This window comes from Flavobacterium sp. N502536, assembly GCF_025947345.1.
Taxonomy (GTDB): Bacteria; Bacteroidota; Bacteroidia; order Flavobacteriales; family Flavobacteriaceae; genus Flavobacterium.
This window is the reverse complement of sequence record NZ_CP110011.1, coordinates 4,927,844-4,950,971: the sequence shown is the minus strand read 5'-3', so window position 1 is coordinate 4,950,971 and position 23,128 is coordinate 4,927,844. Positions and strand designations below refer to the sequence as shown.

The 23,128-nt window shown below is 34.5% G+C and carries 18 protein-coding genes; all 18 read left to right on the top strand.

The window, feature by feature from the left end; translation table 11 throughout:
• The first annotated feature begins 3 nt into the window (after positions 1-3).
• Positions 4-2,436 (top strand): AAA family ATPase, encoded by a 2,433-nt coding sequence (locus OLM61_RS20600; RefSeq protein ID WP_264524465.1) that lies wholly within the window; start codon positions 4-6, stop codon positions 2,434-2,436.
• Positions 2,437-2,439: 3 nt separating this feature from the next.
• A complete protein-coding gene (locus OLM61_RS20595; protein ID WP_264524464.1) occupies positions 2,440-3,345 on the top strand; it encodes a hypothetical protein in 906 nt (301 codons plus the stop codon).
• A 34-nt stretch (positions 3,346-3,379) separates the two neighbouring features.
• Entirely contained in the window at positions 3,380-4,264 is an 885-nt protein-coding gene (locus OLM61_RS20590; RefSeq protein ID WP_264524463.1) for a TssN family type VI secretion system protein, read from the top strand.
• Positions 4,265-4,356: 92 nt separating this feature from the next.
• Entirely contained in the window at positions 4,357-5,493 is a 1,137-nt protein-coding gene (locus OLM61_RS20585) for a hypothetical protein (protein WP_264524462.1), read from the top strand.
• A gap of 10 nt (positions 5,494-5,503) precedes the next feature.
• Complete coding sequence (locus OLM61_RS20580; RefSeq protein ID WP_264524461.1) at positions 5,504-5,995, top strand: hypothetical protein; 492 nt, start codon at positions 5,504-5,506, stop codon at positions 5,993-5,995.
• Positions 5,996-6,005: 10 nt separating this feature from the next.
• On the top strand, positions 6,006-6,476 hold the full coding sequence (locus OLM61_RS20575; protein WP_264524460.1) for a type VI secretion system transmembrane protein TssO: 471 nt from the start codon (positions 6,006-6,008) through the stop codon (positions 6,474-6,476).
• Positions 6,466-7,416, top strand: coding sequence for a PKD domain-containing protein (locus tag OLM61_RS20570; RefSeq protein ID WP_264524459.1), 951 nt, complete (start codon positions 6,466-6,468; stop codon positions 7,414-7,416). Before OLM61_RS20575 ends, OLM61_RS20570 begins: the two co-directional genes overlap by 11 nt.
• Complete coding sequence (gene tssR / locus OLM61_RS20565; protein WP_264524458.1) at positions 7,406-9,730, top strand: type VI secretion system protein TssR domain-containing protein; 2,325 nt, start codon at positions 7,406-7,408, stop codon at positions 9,728-9,730. The genes OLM61_RS20570 and tssR overlap by 11 nt, the downstream gene beginning before the upstream one ends.
• A 10-nt stretch (positions 9,731-9,740) precedes the next feature.
• On the top strand, positions 9,741-10,517 hold the full coding sequence (locus tag OLM61_RS20560) for a DUF5457 domain-containing protein (RefSeq protein WP_264524457.1): 777 nt from the start codon (positions 9,741-9,743) through the stop codon (positions 10,515-10,517).
• A gap of 517 nt (positions 10,518-11,034) precedes the next feature.
• Complete coding sequence (gene tssD / locus OLM61_RS20555) at positions 11,035-11,430, top strand: type VI secretion system tube protein TssD (RefSeq protein WP_264524456.1); 396 nt, start codon at positions 11,035-11,037, stop codon at positions 11,428-11,430.
• Between the two features lie 332 nt (positions 11,431-11,762).
• Positions 11,763-12,278: a hypothetical protein gene (locus OLM61_RS20550; RefSeq protein WP_264524455.1), complete on the top strand. Its 516-nt coding sequence runs from the start codon at positions 11,763-11,765 to the stop codon at positions 12,276-12,278.
• A gap of 9 nt (positions 12,279-12,287) precedes the next feature.
• Positions 12,288-13,226, top strand: coding sequence for a hypothetical protein (locus OLM61_RS20545; protein WP_264524454.1), 939 nt, complete (start codon positions 12,288-12,290; stop codon positions 13,224-13,226).
• Positions 13,227-13,342: 116 nt separating this feature from the next.
• Positions 13,343-14,206, top strand: a complete 864-nt coding sequence (locus OLM61_RS20540) for a glucosaminidase domain-containing protein (protein WP_264524453.1) — start codon at positions 13,343-13,345, stop codon at positions 14,204-14,206.
• On the top strand, positions 14,193-14,852 hold the full coding sequence (locus tag OLM61_RS20535; RefSeq protein WP_264524452.1) for a hypothetical protein: 660 nt from the start codon (positions 14,193-14,195) through the stop codon (positions 14,850-14,852). Before OLM61_RS20540 ends, OLM61_RS20535 begins: the two co-directional genes overlap by 14 nt.
• A gap of 27 nt (positions 14,853-14,879) precedes the next feature.
• Positions 14,880-16,649, top strand: coding sequence for a type VI secretion system Vgr family protein (locus OLM61_RS20530; RefSeq protein ID WP_264524451.1), 1,770 nt, complete (start codon positions 14,880-14,882; stop codon positions 16,647-16,649).
• A gap of 8 nt (positions 16,650-16,657) precedes the next feature.
• Positions 16,658-18,007: a hypothetical protein gene (locus OLM61_RS20525; RefSeq protein WP_264524450.1), complete on the top strand. Its 1,350-nt coding sequence runs from the start codon at positions 16,658-16,660 to the stop codon at positions 18,005-18,007.
• Between the two features lie 3 nt (positions 18,008-18,010).
• On the top strand, positions 18,011-22,237 hold the full coding sequence (locus OLM61_RS20520; RefSeq protein ID WP_264524449.1) for a DUF6531 domain-containing protein: 4,227 nt from the start codon (positions 18,011-18,013) through the stop codon (positions 22,235-22,237).
• On the top strand, positions 22,228-23,034 hold the full coding sequence (locus OLM61_RS20515) for an NADAR family protein (RefSeq protein ID WP_264524448.1): 807 nt from the start codon (positions 22,228-22,230) through the stop codon (positions 23,032-23,034). Before OLM61_RS20520 ends, OLM61_RS20515 begins: the two co-directional genes overlap by 10 nt.
• The last annotated feature ends 94 nt before the right edge of the window (positions 23,035-23,128 follow it).

The window sequence follows — 23,128 nt, the reverse complement described above, 5'->3', positions numbered from 1 at the left end:
CCTATGAATGAACTAGATTACAGTCCAAGCTTATTATCTGCCATTAAATCTGCCAAATCGTTAGCAATTCAGGATGGACACAGTACTTACGGTGTTGCTCATTTAGCTTATGCGCTATTGTTTGAACCAACCGGATTAGTCGAAGTTTTAAGAACATTATCAAAAGACATTGAGTACATCAAAGAATGGTTTGATGTAAGGAAGGAAGTATATACTTCTGCTCAAAACAATGACAATACAATCACAGCGGATACTGAAGTAGAACATGTTTTTACAGAATCAAATTTTAATAAAATTAGACTGGGATCAGATTCTATTGATGCATTTTCCGTTTTTATTGCCATTATCAAACCTGGTTTGGTGTATAGCGACAAACAAATTGACGGTTTGAACTTAAGCGATAAAGAACTGCTAAAACATTTTGGACTTCGCAACAATCAAAAGAGTTTTAATCTCGCAGATACTACTGATGAAGAAGAAACGGTCAATATTAACTATTGCGATACCTTATACAAAAAAAACATAATTGAAGAGGGAAGCAGTGTTATTGGCAGAAACAAAGAGGTTAGGCTGATTCTTGAAAATATCGAGCGATACGAAAATCACGGTATTTTATTAATTGGAGAATCGGGTATTGGAAAAACGAGTATTATAAAAAATCTAATTTCTTCGTTACACGAAACAGATCCTGATTTTTTTGAAGAAACTCTCGTGTTGTCTCTAAATGTAGCCAAACTGGTAGCCAATTGCAGTGGTGAAAATGAGATTTCGAAGAAACTGATTGAAATCTTTGAAAAATTAGCCAGAAACTCGAAAAGCATCCTTTTTATTGATGATATACAGGTTTTATTGAATTCGTCCAATTCAAAATCAAATGCCGTAATCAATATCATCAACACCCAATTGACTGAGGGTACTATTAATATTATTGCTTCAATTGATTCCGATTCTTATCGTAAATCAATTGAAGGAACAACCATTAACGGAAAGTTTGAAAACATTTTTATTGAAGAATTAGACTATTCTTTGCTGCTTGAATGTTTGAGTCTGTACAAAGCCAAATTAGAAAAGCATTATAAAGTAACTATTCAGGATGAAGTCATTCAGGAAGCCATTCATTTATCAAAAAGATTTTATAAAGAAAAAAAATTACCCTACGGAGCGATCGATTTATTAGATCGTACCGCTTCATCAGTTATCGTATCAAATGCCAACTCATTGGTAGAGATTGTAAAAATAAAAGAGCAGATAAAAGAGTCTGATCCTGCCGACGAATCAAGGATGAGTTTGCTGAAAAAAGAGATTTACAACCGCATAAGCTGCATCGTAACCAGTAAAGTGAGTGTAGTCGAAAATTCGAATAATTCTAAAAATGAAGCTGTCACTTTTGAAGCGATAGAACAATTATCGACCGATATTGAAAATCTGGCCAAAGAAAAAGTGACCACCGTTACAAAATCGGAGCTTTTGGCAGTTGTTTCAAATGCAACCGGAATTCCTTTAGGGAAAATAAGTGCCGGAGAAAAAGAAAAACTTTTGACTATTGAAGACAAACTGCAGGAAAGAGTAAAAGGGCAGGCACATGCGATAAAAACCTTGTCGGAAGCTATTATTGAATCCCGAAGTGGTTTGAGTAATCCAAAACAGCCTATTGGATCCTTCTTTTTTCTTGGACCAACAGGAACCGGTAAGACTGAATTGACCAAAACACTGGCGGAACTATTATTCGATGATGAAAATGCCATGATCCGATTTGACATGTCGGAATTTAAAGAAGAGCATTCAGCGGCTTTATTGTATGGTGCGCCTCCAGGATACGTAGGTTACGAAGAAGGAGGGATGCTGGTGAATAAAATTAGACAAAAACCCTATTCGGTAGTACTTTTTGATGAGATCGAAAAGGCACACAGTTCGGTTTACGATGTGTTTTTACAAATTATGGACGAAGGAAAAGTGCATGATAAGTTAGGACGAGAAGGAGATTTTTCGAATGCCATCATCATTTTTACCTCGAATATTGGTAGTCAATGGATACAGGAACAAATCGAAAATGGTCATTTGCCTACCTCTAATCAATTAATTGAAATTATGAGTGAGCACTTCAGACCCGAGTTTTTGGGACGTTTGACTGAAGTGGTTCCGTTTGCCCCAATCAATATCGAAATTGCCAAAGCAATTTTCAGGCTGCATTTGGCCCGTTTGCAGGAGCAATTAAAAAGTATTAAGAATATTTCGTTTGATATATCGGAGGCTGCGCTGGAATATTTGACCAATAAAGGGTTTTCTAAAAAATACGGAGCGAGACCTATTGCCGGAATCGTAAGAACCTATCTGAAGAAAACCATTTCGAAATTAATCATTTCAGAGGCGATTCTGGAGAATGAAAGTATAATGCTGGATATCAAAGAGGATGAATTTATCTGGGAAAAAAAATAAGCTATGGAGCAGGATATTGCAGTTTTAAAACAACAGCTTAATTTTAATCTAAAGGGCGAAATTCTTTTTTATGAATTGCAGAACCTTTTAAAAAATGAAACTGAAGTTTTTGTCAGACACAAAGGCCTTTCTAAAAGAAACAATTCCAGAGATGCTATTGATCTTTCTTCAATGTTGTATCAGGAAGATTCAAAATATACAAAGGAAGCGCTGTTATTGCATTTGGCTAAAAATAGCATTTACCATAATTTACCCGAATTACTGTTTCATCCGTTATCAGTTAGTAATTCTACCATGTCTAATAAAGAGATTGTAGAAGCGGTAAAGGAAAATAAAAAAGTAGAAAAGAATGCGCTTGATTTCTTTATGCCTTTTGACAATGAGATTTTTTCGGCAAGTTCAAATTTTGCCGTAAGAAGCCTTCACTTGTTTAGCGATAAGATTGATTTGTTTCTAAGGATTGTAGATGAGTTAATTGCAATTGATTTTGATCTGTCTAATACACAAAAGAAGAATCTATTCATCTATTTATGTGAGGCAGAAAAATTAAAAGAGAACCTTCCTGAATTGGAAAAAGTGTTGGAAATGTTACTGGGTGACACGGTAAAACTAAAATACAAAAAACATGTTTTTACAGAATCTCCATTTTTAAAATTAAGCGATGGTTTACTCGGCTTTAATTTGGGCCTTTGCGGAGCTGTAGAAAGCGAAGTTGATAATGTTGAGGTAACACTATATTTTGAGGGAAATATCGACTATTCGATACTCGAGCGGAAGATGACTCTTACCCGGAAAGTACTCGAGTATTTTATTATCAGTAACCGGAGAGTTGACATTGTTTTTTTTAACAACTATCAATTGGGAATAAAATTAAACGAAAACTATTTAGGCATAAATACCATTTTATAATTTTTTAAAGCATCATAATAATACCACTTCAATTATGAATACAATATTGCCCTTTTTTCTGAAATACCTCCTGGCACCGTTTTTAATTTTAATTATTACGCTTGTAATGAATCAATTTGCAAGCATAAAAATAAAAACAAAATCAGCGATCGTATTTGTTTTATGCTTTTCACTTATCGCGGCTTTACCCTGTTTGTTTGCTTTCTTTAACAACGAGTTCATTTGGTTTGGCTTATTTTTTTCAATCTTTTACTACTTACTGCTTGGAGTTGCCTTATTGTATTTCATGAAAACGGCTTTATTTCAGAAGATAGGCATACAAAATAGTGCTCCCGCAAAACTTTTTCTTTTTTTAATTGTAGCCATTCTTTCTTCCTGGATCTACTACCTCGTCTTTAATTATATTGCCATATCAAGTTATGCACACATCAGTATGCTTAACATTCTGTGGTTATATGCGCCAATCTTTTTTGAGGAATCAAAGAAAAAATATTTACAAATCCCTGAACCCTTTTATGAATACTGGAGAGTGGGTAAAGAGCGCAAGGATTTTGACTATTGGGACAATATTGACAAATTCCGCCTGATGCAGGTTTCTATTAATATTAAGAAGAAAATAGACTCTGAATTCTTTTCAAAATTTGATGTAAAAATTGCTCAGGATGTCAATCTGGGCAGCTGGTTTGATAAATTTATTGAAGACCAAAATTATAGATTTCCAAACGATGCTATCGAATCCAGTGCTGAGAACGAAGATACCGGTTGGATTTTTTACACGGCAAAATATTTTAGATTTCCCTTGTTTATCAGAAATCTGAGTCCGTATCAGACCATCTCTCAGAGTAAATTGAAAAACAAACAAATCATTTTTGCTAAAAGAGTTGCTTTAAACAGGCAGCAGGATGAACTAGAGGAATAATTAAAACTTTGACTTCTTTTGAAACCAGATGGATTTAAAAGAAATGGAAATAAAAAAAACTAACGAATACCACCATAAAACAACTTCGAATTATGAAATCAAACATACATTTACCCATTAACTGGACAGATGGTGTAAAACTAACCAAAGACCATTTTATCAATAATTATTTCAACTTTATAACAATTGTAAGCGATTATAATAAAGTTCAGTTAAACAATTTCAATTATGGCTGTATCCAGCCTGCAGGCAATAAATCTATTGAGATTGAAATAAAAATTGAAGGCGGTCAATTAGTTGCCTATTTAAAAAAATGCGAATTAATTGCTAAGAACGGGCACATCATTTCTTTTAATCAGGATATTTATGGTACTAAACTTCCTGAGGTAAGTATCAATGCAAATGATTTAGATCGCAATTCTTTTGAGCAATATTATGTTATTGTTTCTATAAATCCTTATGATTTAATTCCTGTAGGTATTCCGGATCCTGAGAGCATTCCGTTGCACCATCCCCATGTGCTTCCCGATATAAAATTGCATATTGTCAATAAAAAAGAAGTAAACGATAACTTTTTGTCAGGCTACTTTATAATTGTTAAGAAAATAGCCTTCCAGAACGGAACTTTTATCGAAGACGGAAAGTACATCGCTCCTGTAGTAAAGACCAAAAACAGCGAGATTTTAAATCAATTTCTGACGAAAGTGAATACGGAATTGTATCAGTTAAATGATTTTTCAATAAAGATTCATAAAAAGAATGCCCAAAGCGCAATCAATAACAAACTGGTGTCTAACACATTTAGTTTGTGTAACAAGATATTGAACTATTATGCGGAGAACTGTTTTTATCTAAAAAACATTGCTTCTGAAGAGTCTCCGGTTTATATGTTTGACAAAATAATCGTGTTGGCCAATCACCTTCTTTCGGCTCTGACTTTAATGGACGACAAAGAGAAAGAGGTTTTGTTACAATATTACTACGAGTGGATTGATGTTAAACCATCAGAGCTGCTAACGGTATTGTTTGAAGCAAAAAATGCGGTTTACGACCATAACGATATCGCTCAAACGCTCGAAAAACTAAACCAGTTTTTAGGGATTTTAAAACGCTTATGGCAAAAATTAAGCGAATTGGAATATATCGGAATCAGAAAAGAAAATATTGTTATTAGTGAAGAAACCAAAGTCTCTGCACCAAAAAGCAATACATGGTCAATACTAGATTAAAAACAAAACAATGGAACCACTTAATCACATTAAAATAAAGGCTAAAAAGCGTAAGTTCTATAGCATGTTTTTTATCACGTTTGCTTTTATTTTTGGCTGTCTGTATATCACGTTAACTACCGCCAATAAGGGTGTTGCCGAATTAGAGCAAAAGCATAAGTACTATAATGATATTGCGGTAAAACAGGGAGAAATGAACCTGCTGTTTGACGAAATCCTAATCGAAATTAACGACCTGAGATTTAAAGACAGAACCTTAAACGAACGCAAGAATCTTCAGTCTTTAATCAATGAAAAAAGATTCGCGATCAATAATGAAATTCGAAAATCAAAAACGAATCTGACAAATTCTTTTGGGTTATACGAAGAGTTTTTGGTTGAACTGCAACGAATACAGACTAAAATTGATGTTTTGAAAGAAGCCGAGACAGGTTACGGGATTAACAAAAATCAGCTTAAAAATTGTATCGAAAAACACAACCAGGAAAATAAAAAGAAATAATCCTATAATCATGAAAAAGGCAATAGAATTTGATGAAACATATTGGAAAAAGCTAAAATTCAATTTGTTATTTATTATAAGTGCTTGTGTAATATACATTGGTGTTACCAAATTTTTATTAAAAACTCCAAATTTTAATAATACGGATATGCTCAACAGAATTAATGACTATGAAAAGATGCAGGAGATTAAAGTAGATTATGCTAATAAATCAAAACTGATTTTCAAAACCATTGATACGATCAAATACGATATTAATCAGGTACAGCGAATAGATGAAGTAAAAAGAAACATATCCGAATACAAACAATTGTATAAGGACAATGAATTTCATTCGTCGTATAATTTTTGTGTGATTGGCGGGAACCTGTTAAATGTTTTTTTAGAGATCAATCTGGAAGAAAGTACGGTCAGGAAAAATGATACTCTTGTTCAAAGAAGTCTAAACGAATGTAAAGCGAATTTTAAAAATGAACATTAAAAATAAAACAGTAGTTATCCTTTTGTTCTGCCTTGCGGTAATTTTAGTGATCGTGGCATTGCTATTTCCGTACAATAAAAGATTAAATAATCTTGATTTTTCGATATTAGATGAGAATGATAATCATCAGTACGAATTAGATGAGGAGTTGAATTTTAAAATAAACGACAGCACTTTAATAGAAGATAAAAAAGCGGTCTGGTATTTTGGAAACGGTGATTCAATTGTGAGCAAAGGAAGTGTAAATTATACCTATGAAAAAGCAGGTAAATATCTGGTAACGCTAAAAATTGACAATAAGTTTGATTTTTCGAAGCAAATCAATATCGTTAACGGAAGAGCTTTGACTGCAAGAGACTCTATTTCAAAAATATTTGCCCCGGATTTTGGTTATGTGGGCGAAGAAATTGTATTTACCGGATACTCGCCAAGTTCGAGCAACTGGTATTGGGATTTTGGAGAAACGGGGACTATCGATTCTTATGAAAAACAGGCTATTTACATTTTCACCAAACCGGGTGTTTACACCGTAAAATTGGAGACAGATAAAACGGGATATCCGGTAAGAAAAGAGATTGAGATTTATCCATTGTACGAACCCTTTAAAGAACCGGAAAAAATTGATTCGGCAGGTATTGTCATAAATGATATTAAAAAACGACTGCAAATTATTGCCAATCTGGGAGCAAGGGATACAAGAACCTACAAAGAACAGGTCAATTATTTGAAAAACAAATACATCTGTAATAATTTGTCGGATGTAGTAGTGGTGGTTAATGAAGAAAAATACAATGACTTTTTGAGTTATTGTCAGGGACTGCATTATTTAGACGGAAAATCTACCATTATTCAGGAAGTAAAACTAGATACAATCAAATGCTTTAAGCAAATCAATATTACCCAAAAAACCAAAAAAAATAAAGCAACAGATGAAAATTAGTATTTTACTTCGATATACTTCTTTGATGTTCTTGTTGGTTATAAGTCCAATTTTTTCGCAGGTTAGTAATAGTACAAGTGTTCTCAAAAAAACAGAAAAAATTGTGAATACGTACGACAATGAAAGGCAAAAAGAAGACGAAAAATCACAGCTTAAATTAGTGCTTTCAGATAGAAATGAAAATAAAATCTATGAAGAACCTTATGGGGCCAAGGTAAAAAACAAGGTGAATATTTTGTCGCCGATGTATGTGATCAATCAGGATAAGAATTATTACGAAGTGGTGGTTGCCGATAAAAAACTGATTGGTAAACCCAAAGGGACATTTTCGGTCTTTCGAAGTAAAACAAATCACTTTTCTAATGCAAAAGAAGTTCAGTATCTGGGCTGGATTAAAAAAGACAATGTGATTGAATACAGCAGGGCAATGCAAAATCAGGTCAATTTAAAATATGTAAAGTATTTTGTGGCCTGCAACACTTTAGACAACTTATTTTCGAGCAAAATAAACGTTAAAAAGAGTACCCTTTTGCTGAAAAGCGATCCCAATTTAGAAGCGGTATCAAAGAAAAGTATAAAACTAAATGATTTTGTATATGTCTATAAAATAGATAAAACAATCAATTCGGCTTTTGTATCCAACTTTGATGATGTGATGCCAAAAGACACGACTAATCTTAAATACGGCTGGGTTCCTTTGCAATATCTGAATCCTCTTGAAGATAACATGGTCGTAAAACTGAAACCTACCGATACGTTAAAGTTTTCGTCCGGAAAAATTAACTTTCACGCGAGTGAATTGTATAAGAACACTTTTTTTGTAAACGAAAATCAAACCAGTGTACCGGTTCAGTTTGACAATGCCAGCAAAATTTTATTGCCGGCTAACATATGGAATCATGATAAAAACAAAATTACCAATCTAAAAGGAGATGATATTTCGATCAAAACGATTGAACAAATTGCTTTACAAAGCAAAAACATTAACTTCTTTTACGTTTTTGAGAATAACAATGGAACCAAAACGCACTTAAAGAAAACACTTTCAGCACTGCAAAATATTAAATTAACGATCAGTAGTGATTTGTACGCAAACTATAATTTTACGTACTCTTTTATTGCTAAAGGAAGATCGAAGAGTTATTATCTGAAAAAATCAGCCTCTTTTTCAAAATGGTTTGATTTAATCGAAAAAAGCATCAAAACACCCGAAGAGGTTCCGGCAGAAAATATTTTGCCTAACAACAATACGACGATCAGTCAGTTTCTCGATTCAGATGTGAATTTTGAAAATAACTTCTTCATTCTGGCAGGTCTAGACGGCTCTGTAAATTCGGTACTCAACGATAGTTTTACTCAGTTAGCCAAAAATAATGGTAAGTTACTGTTTATTCTTTTTGGGAATGAGAACAATGGAGACAATCAGGATTTTATTCTGCAAAGCAAAATGCATTTGAGCGATGCCAGTAATGCCAATAAAAAGAACATTCAAAATTATTACGTAGATCCAAAATTGATCACCAAGAACGATGAGTTTGTGTATACTGGTGAATACGATAATGATTACATCTACGATGCTCCTTTAAAGAGTAATTTTAATGGAGGAATTGTTTTTCCGAAACTAAATGGAGGGCTTACTCCTGAAACCATTAATAAAGCGATTGACAGTGTGATCAGTAAGACCATAAAAACGAATAACCGACTTTTAAAATCACTCACGCAGTATAAAAATGAATTTAGTTTTTTGAGAAGTCAGCCAAGTGAAACCATAAACAGTCTTCTTGAAAACTTCTCGCATAAAGATAGTGTCGACACCGATATACCGAAAAACTATAAAAGTGAATCCTTTGCCATAACGGCAAAAGACACACTGACTGAAAGTTTAGAAAGTAGTGTACATCTTTTATTTACGGAGGCAGAAATCAAACTGCTTATTGAAAACTACAGAGAGTTAATCAGTAAAGAGTATACCAATCAGAATATTGACAAAGTAGAGATTTTAAACTTTAAGGACAAATGTAAAACGTTTGCTCAAAACATTAGACAAACAGAGCCCTTAAGAGCCAGAAGTTCCCTTGCGGATCTGCTTTATTACAAAACGAGAGTCTTTGTAAATAGTTCGCAATTGCATGAAATAAGAATCAAGGATATTAGAAAGTTTAAGAAAAAGCGGAATGAATTTCGGGCACTTTTTATCACATTAAATGCGAAGGTTGAGGTTTTAGAAAAAATGCTGCGCAACAATGCTTTTGAGGTTTTTGATGACGAAGCACAGCTAAAATACTATTACATACCAAAAAAACTTCTATTATAAATTAACGACTATGGAAATTATCAATACAGTAGACATAACAAAACCTTTGCATGAAATAATTTTAGAGTTGTTTTATTTTGAAAGCAAAGGAAAACCCTTTGAACTTACAAAGAATGAAATTTTGTGGAGATTAAAAGACCCGGCTATTACCGAGTATCAAATGGAAGAAGTCCTCAATTGGATGGTACACCATAAAAAACTAAACGAAACACTGGGACTTTATAGCCTGGACCGTTTTGAATTGATTGATTTAGAAGTAAAATATAAAAACGAAAGATTGAACAGAGAGAAAAAACAAGAGCCTATTTTTTTTACCAATTATAGCACCATCAACAATATTCATAGTGCGACAAGACTAAAACCTATGGATATTATTATTCAGTATATTTTGCCAACATTTTTACTGTCCTATATACTGTTTATCTTTTTTCTGATTAACAAACTGAACAATAGCTTTGAAATCAATAATACTAAAGTAGAAGATGTAAGCGAGCTGACACTGAAAGAACCGAGAACAGGAGTGATCAGGAAAAAAGCAGCCTTATCCGATAAAGAAGTAAAGCGATTGTTTTCCAATCAGCATCAGAACATTTTATATTTAAATAAAACAATTGATTCGCTACAGAAACAGGTAAACAAGATAAATGAAATTCATACCACCGCAACTTTGGACATAAGAAATCAGGTAAATTCTTTACAGCCACAAGTAAACTCAATATTCCTTCACATAGCAGCTGTGTTGTTAGGATTTATTCTGTTGTTTTTTATGAAAAATATTAGAGATTAAATAGTGTGTATTTTTGGTCTGTTTATTTTATAACAGAAGATCAATAAAAAATAATAGAAAGAGGTATTCTAAAATCATGTAGAATACCTCTTTTTTTTGTTCGTAAAGGGCAGGTGAAAAACAAAATGAATGTTCAAAAAAAAGTGTCTTTTTGACAATTGAATTGTTTTTACAACGGAATATTTATTTTTTAAAACAGATGAATTTTCTGTCAGCCCCCGTGAATGCTGAATTCTTACAATTTTGAATGATCAGGCTTGACTTTTTTTTGAATATTTTTATGAAAAAGATTACGAATTGACTTGTTTTTTAAAATTGTATTTGTATATTCGTACAAGTTATTGATTGCGAATCACCCTCATCTTCCTACAAGAAGCAATTAAAAAAAAGTACGTTAGTACAAAAAAGAGGTATTCTAAAATCATGTAGAATACCTCTTTTTTTTGTTTATACTAGTCAGACAAAATAAAGAGGATTCTAAAAAAAAACATTTTTTAACAACTTAATTATTTTTATTATGGCATTTAAAGCAGTTTTAGAATTCGAAGGAAACGAGTACCAAGTATTATTTTCAAAAGTTGATATGTTAAGACATACTGACGGTAAAGGAGCAGTTTCATCTGAAATTAAAGGAGGTAGATTAAATCTTAGAGTAAAATCTACAGATAACACTACAGTTATTGAGCAGGCAGTAAACAGCCAACACAAACCGGTAAGCGGAAAAATTAAATACTTTAAAGCTGATTCTGAGCAAGTAATGAAAGAACTTGCTTTTGAAAATGCGTTTATCGTATTCTTCAGTGAGCAATTAGATGCTTTAGCTGAAACTCCTATGACTACTGAGATCACTTTCTCAGCAGAAAAAATCACATTAGGAAATGCTACATTAGATAACAACTGGGCTAAAATTTAATTTTTCCCATTTGACAAGAAGCGGTAAAACACCGCTTCTTGTTTTTATAGAATTTAAAACATACAATACAATTTCAAAACTGAATGAAAAGATTAAGGAATATCGCTATCTATTATATTGTTTTGGGAATACTGTGTTTCTGTTCTTTTTGGCTTTACGGCTTTTGGAAACTCGCAATAATAGGAGTTGTTTTATTGATAATCTACTTTCTTTTTCGGTTTGTTTTTAAGGTTAAAAAGATTTCTTTTAGTGCCTCAAAAAATCAGTTTATTGTTTGGGATTGTTTTCTGTATCTATTCCCCATTTTATTTATCGCTTTTTCATTTTGGTATTTGACAAGACCTTTTAATCAGGTTATTGTGTTGCCAAAAGGGTATGAAGGTATTGTTAAAATAGAATACAACCAAAAGGACGGACAACCTAAGGAATGGATTGGTGAGTCTTTAGGCATGGGAGGTTCCAGAGTTATAAAAGTAGACCGTAATGGTAAGGCAAAAACTCAATTTGCGTATGAAGATAAATACATACCACTTATTGGAACGCATTCACAAGTTTCTTTGGAGGGACTGAAAATTTATTATGAAAATAATCTAAAAGAAGAAATTCCCCAATATACTTATAATGAAAGCGCAGGTACTGAAGATATTCAGTATGAAAAATTAAAAAACAAAAACTTGCCAATTGCTTATACAACAGCAGTAAACAAGCAAAAAAACATAGTCGTGGTGTGTAAAGTGAATGATTACAAAAATTATTTCTATACGCAAAACGAAATAAAAAAAATGGAAGAACAAGGTATTTTTATAGATTCCTGGTCTAATATTTTAAGAGATCACTATTATAAATAATACCCATCTATGATACCGATTACAATAAAATTCAATGCCTATATTCCAAAAAATCTAGGTAAAACATTGTTGAGTTATTTTGAGAAGGATTCTCGATTTAATCCAAGTAAAATGACCAACTATTATCAGTTTAAACAAAAATTGCAGGAAATTGATAGTCAGGGATACGCTTGGTTACCGGAACCCGGGAACTTTGTATCAGATTATTATTTTTCTACCGATAAAATTGATTTTCATAATAAACACAACGATCATCATAATCGCTTAAGTCTTGTGATGAATCTTGATGGGGCTAAAACGGGAAAATATACTTTATTTGACAAAAGTGCTCTTTTTAGACATAAATGTGGAACTGCATATAAATCGGGACAGCATTCTGATGCTTCGCACAGAGTTGAGGTATATATTCAAAAAGTCCCTGTTTATTATGGCCGTGCAGCAACGGGCAGTATAGCAACTAGTTTTGAATACAGAGGGGTTTGCGAAAAAGTCCTCGTAGAAACGTCTGAAGAAGTGCCGTTAGAAACGAGTATACAAAATGTTGTAAGCGGTACTCATATAAGCCGGGTTGGTACAAAGATTCCTAATAATACCAGTATTATTGAAGCATCAGCTTCTGCGGGATATCCATTTACACCTGGTTTTGCAACGCCAAATATTGATTTTACAATAAAAGTGACAATGTATAGAAATGGAAAGTCACTGTTAATTACGATTAATGGTGAACACAATCATTTTCCAGCTTATGAATTGGTAATCGATGAAAAATTGGTCTATAATTATAATCCTGTGGATCATGGTTATACCAATGGCCCGACGCCTAATAATTTAAGCCAATCTAAGACATTTACTAAAACAATATACAAACAACTAACCGATTGGGACACAAGGTCTTTTGACTCTCCGAAGCGATTGGTTTTTTCGAGTAAAAAAGGATTTAGATTTTAAGGAATCACAATAATAAATAGCCATTATGTCACCACCAGCAATAATCTCATGAAATAGATTCTAAAAGTGTAAATCATTTTAATTGTGAAGTTAAATAATTAGATACAAAACGGACTATGGGTAGATCTTCATCCTCAGCAAAACAGAAAAACGCCAACTCTTTGGGAGTTAAAGGCGCTCAATACAACCAAAAAAGTGGTCAATGGGAAAATACAGATCAGTTAGGGGCGATGATGCAAAGACGAAGTGCACAAGCTTATCGTGTCGCTGAAGATGTTAAAGCTAAACAAGTAAGTTCGGCACCTAAAAAAGAGAAACCTGTTCATCATCTGTTTTTGACAACAATTGCTGTTGATATATATGATTTTGCTAAAGCGAAAGGAGCATCTTCCAAAGGAGCCTTATTAGTGCTGGCACAGGCAAGTTTAGAAAGTGGATATGGAGCATCGGCATTAAAAAACGGTGATTATAATTTATTTGGAGTAATGGGGCAGCCTTCTAAAAGAAGCACCAGCCACGGTACTGTTAAGGATTATTCTACCTTAGGAGGTTATCAGGCTGCACTGACGGATTATTTCAATAAGATCAATAAAAACTGGAGTCATTTTTCGGAGATAATAGCAAAAGACACTATAACAGCAGATGATATTGACAAGGCTTTTAATACCGGAACATATTATCCGACAGCTAAAGAAAGACATGGTGGGAAATATGCCTATAATGCTGATATGGACAGCGCCGGTAATAATCATTATGGAGAGCATCTGGAAAAACAAATAGGCAGTGTAAAAAAGCGTTTCAAAAATAGTTTAGACTATCAGTTAGAAGTCAACAAAGAAAGGTTAAAGGAAATAAATACGGTTTTGACAACCAATTCCCTTTTATTCACAGATCCGGTGAAAACTAAATTAGAAGAAGAGAAAAGAGTGCTTATCAATCAGAATGAAAAATTTAATGCTATTTCAAATGAGATTAACTAACTTTTTTAAAATAAAAATAATTGCAATTGTTTTTATTCTTCTGGGATGTAACTTAAAAAGTAATGAAAAACTTGTAGTAAAACAGGACGAAAAAAAGGAAGCGGAAATAAGTACTATCGACAGCCTAAAAGTTAAAGACAAAGAAGGCGTTTTATACACCATTAAATATGACAAGGATAGTCTTCATATTAGTCAGGGGAGCATAAATATTATAAAAATAAATTACCCAAACCGGTTCGATAAGGCATTTCCAGTCAACGGACTGATCGTGAACGATAAATCTGCAGCTTGTTTTATCACAAGTGACCATGTTCTTTTATTACCATTAAATGAGGTTAACAACAGGATAAACCTAATGGCAATTGATTTAAGGAATAAAAAGGAAATTAACTTTCAGTTTAAGCAAAAATCTGATGTAATTACAACGGCTATTAATTCTTTTTATTTTAATGAAAAAAGCAATATAATTATAAGTACCAATAGTCTGAATTATGAAGGAAAAACAACCGTTCATTATTATAAAATGGGTAAAAGCCTGATAACTCATCAAGGGACTAAAGATTTAAATTTAACGCCTGAAATGCTCGAAAGCAACGATTTGTTTTCGAGATATTTAAATGAAAACAACAATAATATTCCCCAATAAATAGCTACTAATACAAAAAAATAAACTATGACACCACCATCAATAATTTTTGGAATAGATTCTAAAAAAATAAGTCATTTTACCAGTATTGAGCTGGTACAGGTGATAAACGATCACCATAGATTTGAAATTCTTGTTCCGCATGCTGCAATTGAGAGCCCTTTGGCTTACACTCTGGAGAATGCACAGGCATGGCTGGGTAAAGTGGTACACATCATACTTGAAGAGAAAAATAATTTTTTGGGTGTGGTGACCAATATCGCTTTTGATCAGGAAATGGGACATTCCGGAAATCAAATTATCGTTTCAGGTTACTCTAAAACGATCTTGTTGGAATCGGGTGAAAAATTATATTCCTGGGAAGAATTAAACTTAAAAGATATTATAAAAGAAGTGATAAAAAATGGAGCGGGAGAACAGCTTCAAAATGATATTAATCCGGAGTACAGCAGTAAAATGGATTATCAGAATCAATATCTGGAAACCGATTTTCAGTTCATCCAGCGATTGGCTAAACAATACAATGAATGGCTGTATTATGACGGAGAAAAATTAAACTTCGGAAAGCCAAAAAGCTTCGATGCTCCTATATCATTGACCTATAATAGTGATATTTCAAGACTGCAAATAGCGGTACAGGCAGTCCCGAATAAGTTCAGTGCCTTTACCTACAACGAAAGTGCCGATAAACGTTATACTGCAAAATCTAAAGACACAGTAGGAGGTTTGCCTAAATTGGGCAACGAGGCATTTGCAGCTTCAAAAGAAGTTTTTGCCACGCCAGCTTTTACGCACGGAATCGTGAGTACAGGTGATGATTTGGTATTGGAATCCTTCCTGAAAAAAAAGCAGGAAAGTGCTGCCGCAAATACCAACTATGTTACCGCGACTACTAAAAATTTAAAATTAAAAATTGGAAGCATCGTTAATATAAAATCAAGTGTTTTAGAAAACACAAATGCGATTACACAAGAAATAGGTTCTTATTTCATTACAGAAATTAGCCATTATGCCAACCATTTGGGAGAGTATGAGAACAATTTCAAAGCGATTCCTTCAAAAGTGCTTAGTTTACCTGAACCGGATGTTGCTTATCCAATTGCACAAACACAGCAAGCTTTGGTAGAAAGTAATACCGATCCGAAAAACAAGGGAAGAATTAGAGTACAAATGCTTTGGCAGCAAGGTACTTCGATGAAAACGGCCTGGCTTCGTGTTATGACCCCGGATGCAGGAAGCAGCGACAAAGTAGGAACCAATAGAGGAATGGTATTTATACCGGATGTAGGCGACCACGTAATGGTACATTTCCGTTATGGTGACCCAAACAGACCTTTTATTCTGGGGAGTGTTTTTCACGGAAAAAGTGGTGGAGGTGGTGGAACCGACAACAACAAAAGAAGTTTTGCAACCCGCGGAGGAACCTCACTTGTTCTTGACGAAGAAAAAAACACCTTTACAGCTACCGATCCAAGTGGTAACATGATAAAACTTAACGGAGATGGTACAATGACTATTTATGCACCAAATAAAATAGACGTACTGTCTAAAGAAATAAACATTATTGCCGATGAAAAGGTGAATATAAATGGAGTAAATGAAGTAAATGTAGACAGTAAAAAAATAGTAGCTGTAGGTACGGATGAAGTTAGTGTGAAAAGTGATACACAAATCGGTAACGAAGCACCAAGTATTAATATAAAAGGTAAAAATACCATTTTGGCAGAAGGGAAAATTGTTGACATAGACGGAAAAACGATGACTAATGTTAAAGGAGGAGTTGTAAATTTAAATTAAAGCCGAAAATGAATAACGCACACAATCCTATTGCTATAAGGGTCGAAAACATTCAGAAAATTTGGATCAAAACCAGAAAAGATAATCCCAAGGTACAAATATTCAACATGGTTTGTTTTACAGAGGATTATCCTTTAGTAGATGGATTTATTCGTTTAGAATCTTCAGCATACGGACAATCGGTTGATTCGTTTGTCGCTTTTGCTATTGATTTTTACGATAAAAAAGATTTTTACACCACCATTATTGAACAATGGCTGTTAGGTTTTGAAGAAGACCTCAAGAAAAATCCAAATTGGAACTGGGAAGAATTTAATTCTTTTAAAGATACATTGCCGGAGATAGAACAATTAAGCATTCAGGATCTAAAAGATTTTTATATCCGAATGCTCATTAGTTTTAAAAATTTTGAGGCAAAAACGGGAAACCTTTTAATCGTTAGTTTTTTAATAAAAAAAGTTAGTGATCCTGAGGTTTTATTGGAGAGTATAAAAGAACTGATTGCTTTATTACCTGAGAATGTCGGATTCTTATGTATTGACTATCAGGAAAGGCAGTTGTACAGCCAGATGATGGGGCAGCTAAAAGACAAAGGAATCCTCATTGAAATTCCAAAGCAGGAGATTAACAAAGCCTATAAAGAAATAGCCACACAGGGGAATCCAAATGATCCGCAGGTGCGTTATCGAAAATGCCTGTTTGAAATTGGAGAAGCCGCAAAGGATAAAAAACAAGAAAAAGTAAAAAGACTTGGTAATGAGCTTATTGATATAAGCAAGAGTACCGGAGAAACCAGTTTTTGGGCTTCATCCTATCTTATTTACGCCAGTTTTTTATTTCAGTTTAAAGATGAAAAAGAACTGATTCATGAATTGCTGGATAAGGGAATAAAAATAACGACCCCATTTTATAAAGAGAAAGAAGATATTGCAGGAATCTTGATGCAGCTTTTAGTTTACAAAGGCTCACATTACAGCATTACCGGAAATACGGATTTGGCGATACATCACTTTTTAAAACAAGTGGCTATTGCCAAAGAAATAGGGCAGGAGATGCAAGTCATTAACGGTTATAATTATGCATTGTTACTCGCTGCAAAAAAGAAAGACGGACAATATACTGCAATTTTAGACGATGCATTTGAGTACGGCTATGCGTTAACAGACAGTGATCTTAAAATCATCAATTTTACCTTTATCGCAAACAGTTATTTAGAGAATGATCCCAAAATAGAGTACGCAGAAAAAGAAGCTATAGCCGACAGAATGATAAGTATTTTTGGAGAAAACTGGAAAGACACCCCAAAACAAATCGCCAAACAAATCCGGGAAGAATATCAATTAAGCAACACCTACTAAACCATGTTATTAACCGATAACCATTTAACCATTGTGGTGGGAATAGACATCCATTTCACCACTTTGCCTCCTTTTAACCCTTTTCACCCTTACATAGGTATTGTCATTGACCCTTTTGATTATGTTCCATTTTTAGGCACCAGCGTGCATGTAAATGGTTTTAAACGAGGGAACTCAGACACCAGTGGTATCATCATTCCATTGGTACACATTCCGCTTTTTACACCACCCTGGTTGATGACGCCTATTATTGGCCACGAAAGCATGAACTTTTTTGCTTCTCAAACCGTATTTTCAGACAGCACCCGAATGAGTCCCAAAGGTCATATGTTAATGACTTGTAATGATATCGGTATTCCGTTATCATTATCCCTTGGTAAGACTAAAATAGGCAAGAAAATGTTACCGTTTGCCCCAACCCTTTTTGCCCCAACTTCATTTTCCTTGCCTATTCCTACCGGGAAACCGGTTATGGTTGGAGGCCCTTATCCGCCCGATTGGGGCGGGGTTCTTACAGGATTATTAGCTAGTATTGGCTTTAGTACTCTGATGAAAAAAGTTAGAGGTCTTGTTAAAAAGATTAACCTTAAGGGATCAAAAGGTCCTAATGGGCTCAAAGATGGACTCCGAAAATGTGTTAATGACCCCGTAAATGTGGTCAATGGCGTGGTGATTTATGAAGGCAGTGATTTTGATTTGACCAGTCCGATTCCTCTAAATTGGAAACGCAGCTGGTACTCCGATTCTAATTACGTGGGCTGGCTCGGTCATGGAACACACTGTGTCTACGACAGAGCCGTAGAATTATACCCCGAAGATGATGCCTTAGGACTTCGAATGGAGGACGGGCGACTTGCTGTTTTTCCAATACTGCTACCTGAAGAAGAGTTTTACTTACGTGAAGAAAAAACTACCCTCAAAAGAACTCCCGATGGTTATCAGGCTTACAATCATCAAAGTAAACTCTTTTATGAGTTTACCCATTTTGATAGCAAAAAATACCAGCTTACAAAAATTAGCAATCCAAACGGACTTTGCTTAATTTTCGAATTTACAGCAAACCGTTTGAAAAAAATCATCGATGCTGCAGGCAGAGTGATCAAAGTAAGCACCAAGGACGGATTTATTCAAAAGCTGGAGCTTGTCGGACCGGAACAGGACGAACTTTTAGTAGCGTATGAGTACGATCCCGAAGGTAACATAAGTGCTATTATTGATGCACTGCAAAAACCGACAGCCATTGAATATGAAAATCATTTAATGGTTAAAAAAACCGACCGTAACGGACAAGCTTTTTACTGGGAATATGACACCCAAAACCGCTGTATACACACCTGGGGTGACGGCGGCTGGCAGGAAGGCTGGATGGAATACCACCCCGAGGAAGGTTATAATCTGATAACAGACTCCAACCTAACTGTAACCACTTATTATTACGAACCAAGCCAGCTGATTACACAAGTAAAAGACCCAATGGGCAACAGTACCTTTTACGATTATACCGAGTTTATGGAACTCTATCGCGAGATTGATCCCGAAGGACGTGTATTAGGCTTTAACTACGATGACAGAGGAAACAAAACCGGCACGGTTTACCCGGATGGTACCGAAGAAATCATGATTTACGATGAGGAAAACCGCCCGTCGATAGCCATAGATCCCGAAGGGAACAAAACCGTTTATTTGTACAAAGAAGATAGAGAGGATCAGCTTAAAACGATTATTGCTCCCGATAAAACCACCACCCACTTTAGTTATCACGATAATGGACTATTGGCGACAGTGGCCAAAAACAACAACAAACTCGAACTGATTTATGACGATCAATACAATCTTACAGAATGGCGTGAGAACAACCAAAAACTAAAATCATGGGAGTACGACCATCGTGGACGCGTACAAGCGATTTACACTCCAATGCAAATGGCCGATTATTTTAGCTACGATGCATTGGACCGCGTAAGACAAATTGTAGAGAAAGACAGCAATGTCATACAGTTTACCTACAACAATTACGATGAAGTCATAGCTCTAAAAGACAATAAAAACAAGATTAAGTTCAGTTATACCCCACTGGGAAGCCTAGCTACGCGCGAACAAAATGGCGTGAAAGTTCGTTTTGATTACGACAAGATGGAGCAATTGCAAGCCATCAAAAACGAAGACAACGAAGTCTACTATTTTGCCCGCAACAAAGCCGGACAAATAATCAAAGAAACTGCCTTTGACGGTATGGTCAAAAAATACCAGCGTAATCTCGCAGGAGAAGTGACCAGAATAGATCATGGCAATGGAAAATTTACTGAGTACGAGCAGGATGCACTGGGACGCATCACCAGAGCCGACTATCATGACGGTACCTGGGAAACCTACACTTACAACAAAAACGGACTTTTAACAGAAGCTGTAAATCAAAATGTAAGTATCCTTCTGGACCGTGATGAAATGGGACGTATCGTAAAAGAAACCCAGAAACAACAGCTCGATGACACCGAAAATGCCATTACACTTACCTCGACTTACAATAAACTGGGACAACGCACCCATATAAACACTAGTTTAGGAGCAGAGATCAGTACGCAGTATGACTCAAAAGGACAGTTGGAACGCATAGAGGCACAAAGCAACGAACTCAAAGAACAGCACCAGAAGTGGGAAACCACCCTGAAACGCGACGAACTGGGAAGAGAAATAGAACGCTTTACCACAGGTGGACTCCACATTAAAACCAGTTACAACAACAACGGAAAACAAAAAGAACAAGAAGTATTTGCCAATGGCAAACGCACTGGATCACGTTATTACAACTGGGATACCAACCAGCAATTGCGCAGCGCGGTAAATCAAATGACTTCCAGTATCACCTACTTTGACTATGATGATTTTGGTAATTTGGCCAAAGCCGACTATAATGGCAAAGAACAGCTTTACAAAACCCCAGATGCCGTAGGGAATCTTTATAAAACTCCAGATCGAAGCGATCGTAAGTACGGTAAAGGCGGGAAATTGTTGAAAGACGAAAAGTACCATTACAAATACGACGAACTGGGTAACCTGATACATAAAAGTTCCAGAAACATCAACGAAGAACTAAAATTCGAAGAGCCAACCAACTGGATCGATAAACTGACGGGCAACGAAACGGAAGAAGCCAGATTACAGCAAGAACACGAGCAATGGCAGGACGGCGATACCACTTATAGCTGGCTGGCTAACGGTATGCTCGAGAGCATCACCAACCCCGATGGAAAGAAAATATATTTTGAGTACGATGCTCTGGGTCGACGCACTTCAAAAATTGCAAACCAAAAAATAAATCGTTATGTTTGGGATGGAAACGTTCTTATTCATGAATGGAAATACGATTTAAAAGATCGACCTAAATTAGTTGCTACTGAAGATGACTTAGTCTATGATAAACCCGAACCGATTGAGAATCTTATAACTTGGATATATCAAGAAGGAAGTTTTGTACCAAGTGCCAAGATTATTGGAGAAGAAAAGTTCTCGATCATCAACGATTATATTGGTCGTCCTATTCAAGCTTATTCAGAAGCAGGTGAGCTCGTTTGGGAGACTGATTATGATATTTATGGAGATTTACGCAATCTGAAAGGCGATCGAGATTTTATTCCTTTTAGACAGTTGGGGCAATACGAAGATTTAGAGACAGGATTGTATTACAACAGGTTTAGGTATTACTCTCCTGATACTGGAATATATATTAGTCAGGATCCGATAAAGTATTGGGGTGGATTAAATTTATATTCATTTGTCAAAGATTGTAACCAGTATGTTGATATTTTTGGTTGGGAAGACATATGGTTTAGAGCATTAAGTCCAAATGACATGGGTAGCTTAGATTCTGGAGGAAATATTATTCCCAAGGATCCTACAGCAACGAGAAGTGCATATGATCACGTTTTAAATGGATCAACTGATGGCTATAAAGATCAATATATTTCATTAACCAAGGATCGTGGTTTTGCCGAAAGATGGGCAAAAAAATCGGGTACTGATGTTGTTGAGATTGATTTAGATAAAGTATCTAACAATAAAGTTGATTTAAACACACCAGAAGGAAGAAAAAATCATTTAGGAGATGTCAGTAAAAATCCAACAGAAGAGTTAAGAAAAGTAAATAAATTTGCAAAAAATGCTAACGAACTTTTAGTTGAGGGAGAAATTAGTAAAAATGCAATTGTTAAAAGATATACCCCATGCAAATAGATTACTTAAATGAATATTTAGAATATAATGATAGCGATATTGAATTAGAATACTGTTTAAGAATTAATGCCGAATGGAATGAAGAGAGTTACAATAAACTTTTTAATATTTTGATGTCATTTTTTGAGATTTGTAAAAAAGAAAATGAAATTCCAAAAGAGTTTGATTACTTTTTTACAAACACAATAGATAGAATTATTGGAATTTTATCAAATCCTATTTTTACACAAAATAATCTAATAGACCTCAATAATGAAGATTATAAAAAATTAATTTTAAACAAAATAAATGAGCTAAAAAAAATAAGAATAATTTATGAAAAACGTCTTTTTTTTAAATATTATTTTTTCTATGGATACAATAATCCTTTATCTCAATGGTACAATTCTACTTTTATAATAGATGATTTGAATTTCAATTCAGCTGAACAATGGATGATGTATTCGAAAGCCAAATTATTTAATGATTATGAAAAAATGAATGAAATCATTAAAGAACCTAATCAAAGTCGTCAACGAAAATTAGGAAGACAAGTGAACGGTTTCAAAGAAGATATATGGATTAAGAAAAGAGAGGAAATTGTACGAATTGGAAATTTGAAAAAATTTACTCAAAATAAAGAATTAAATTTTTTACTAAAAGAAACTAAAAAAATGATCTTAGCAGAAACAAGCCCAGTTGATCTAATATGGGGTATTGGTTTTTCTACAAATGATCTAGAAAGATTCGATAATTCAAAATGGAGAGGCCTCAACTTGCTCGGAAACATTTTAATGGAAATTAGAGAGATAATATAAAAATATAGAATTCAAAAATTAAAAAGGTAGCCATCCATCTCGTCCGAGTACTTTGCAATACAGGTCCCCGCTCTACGAAGTGTACTTTACAAAC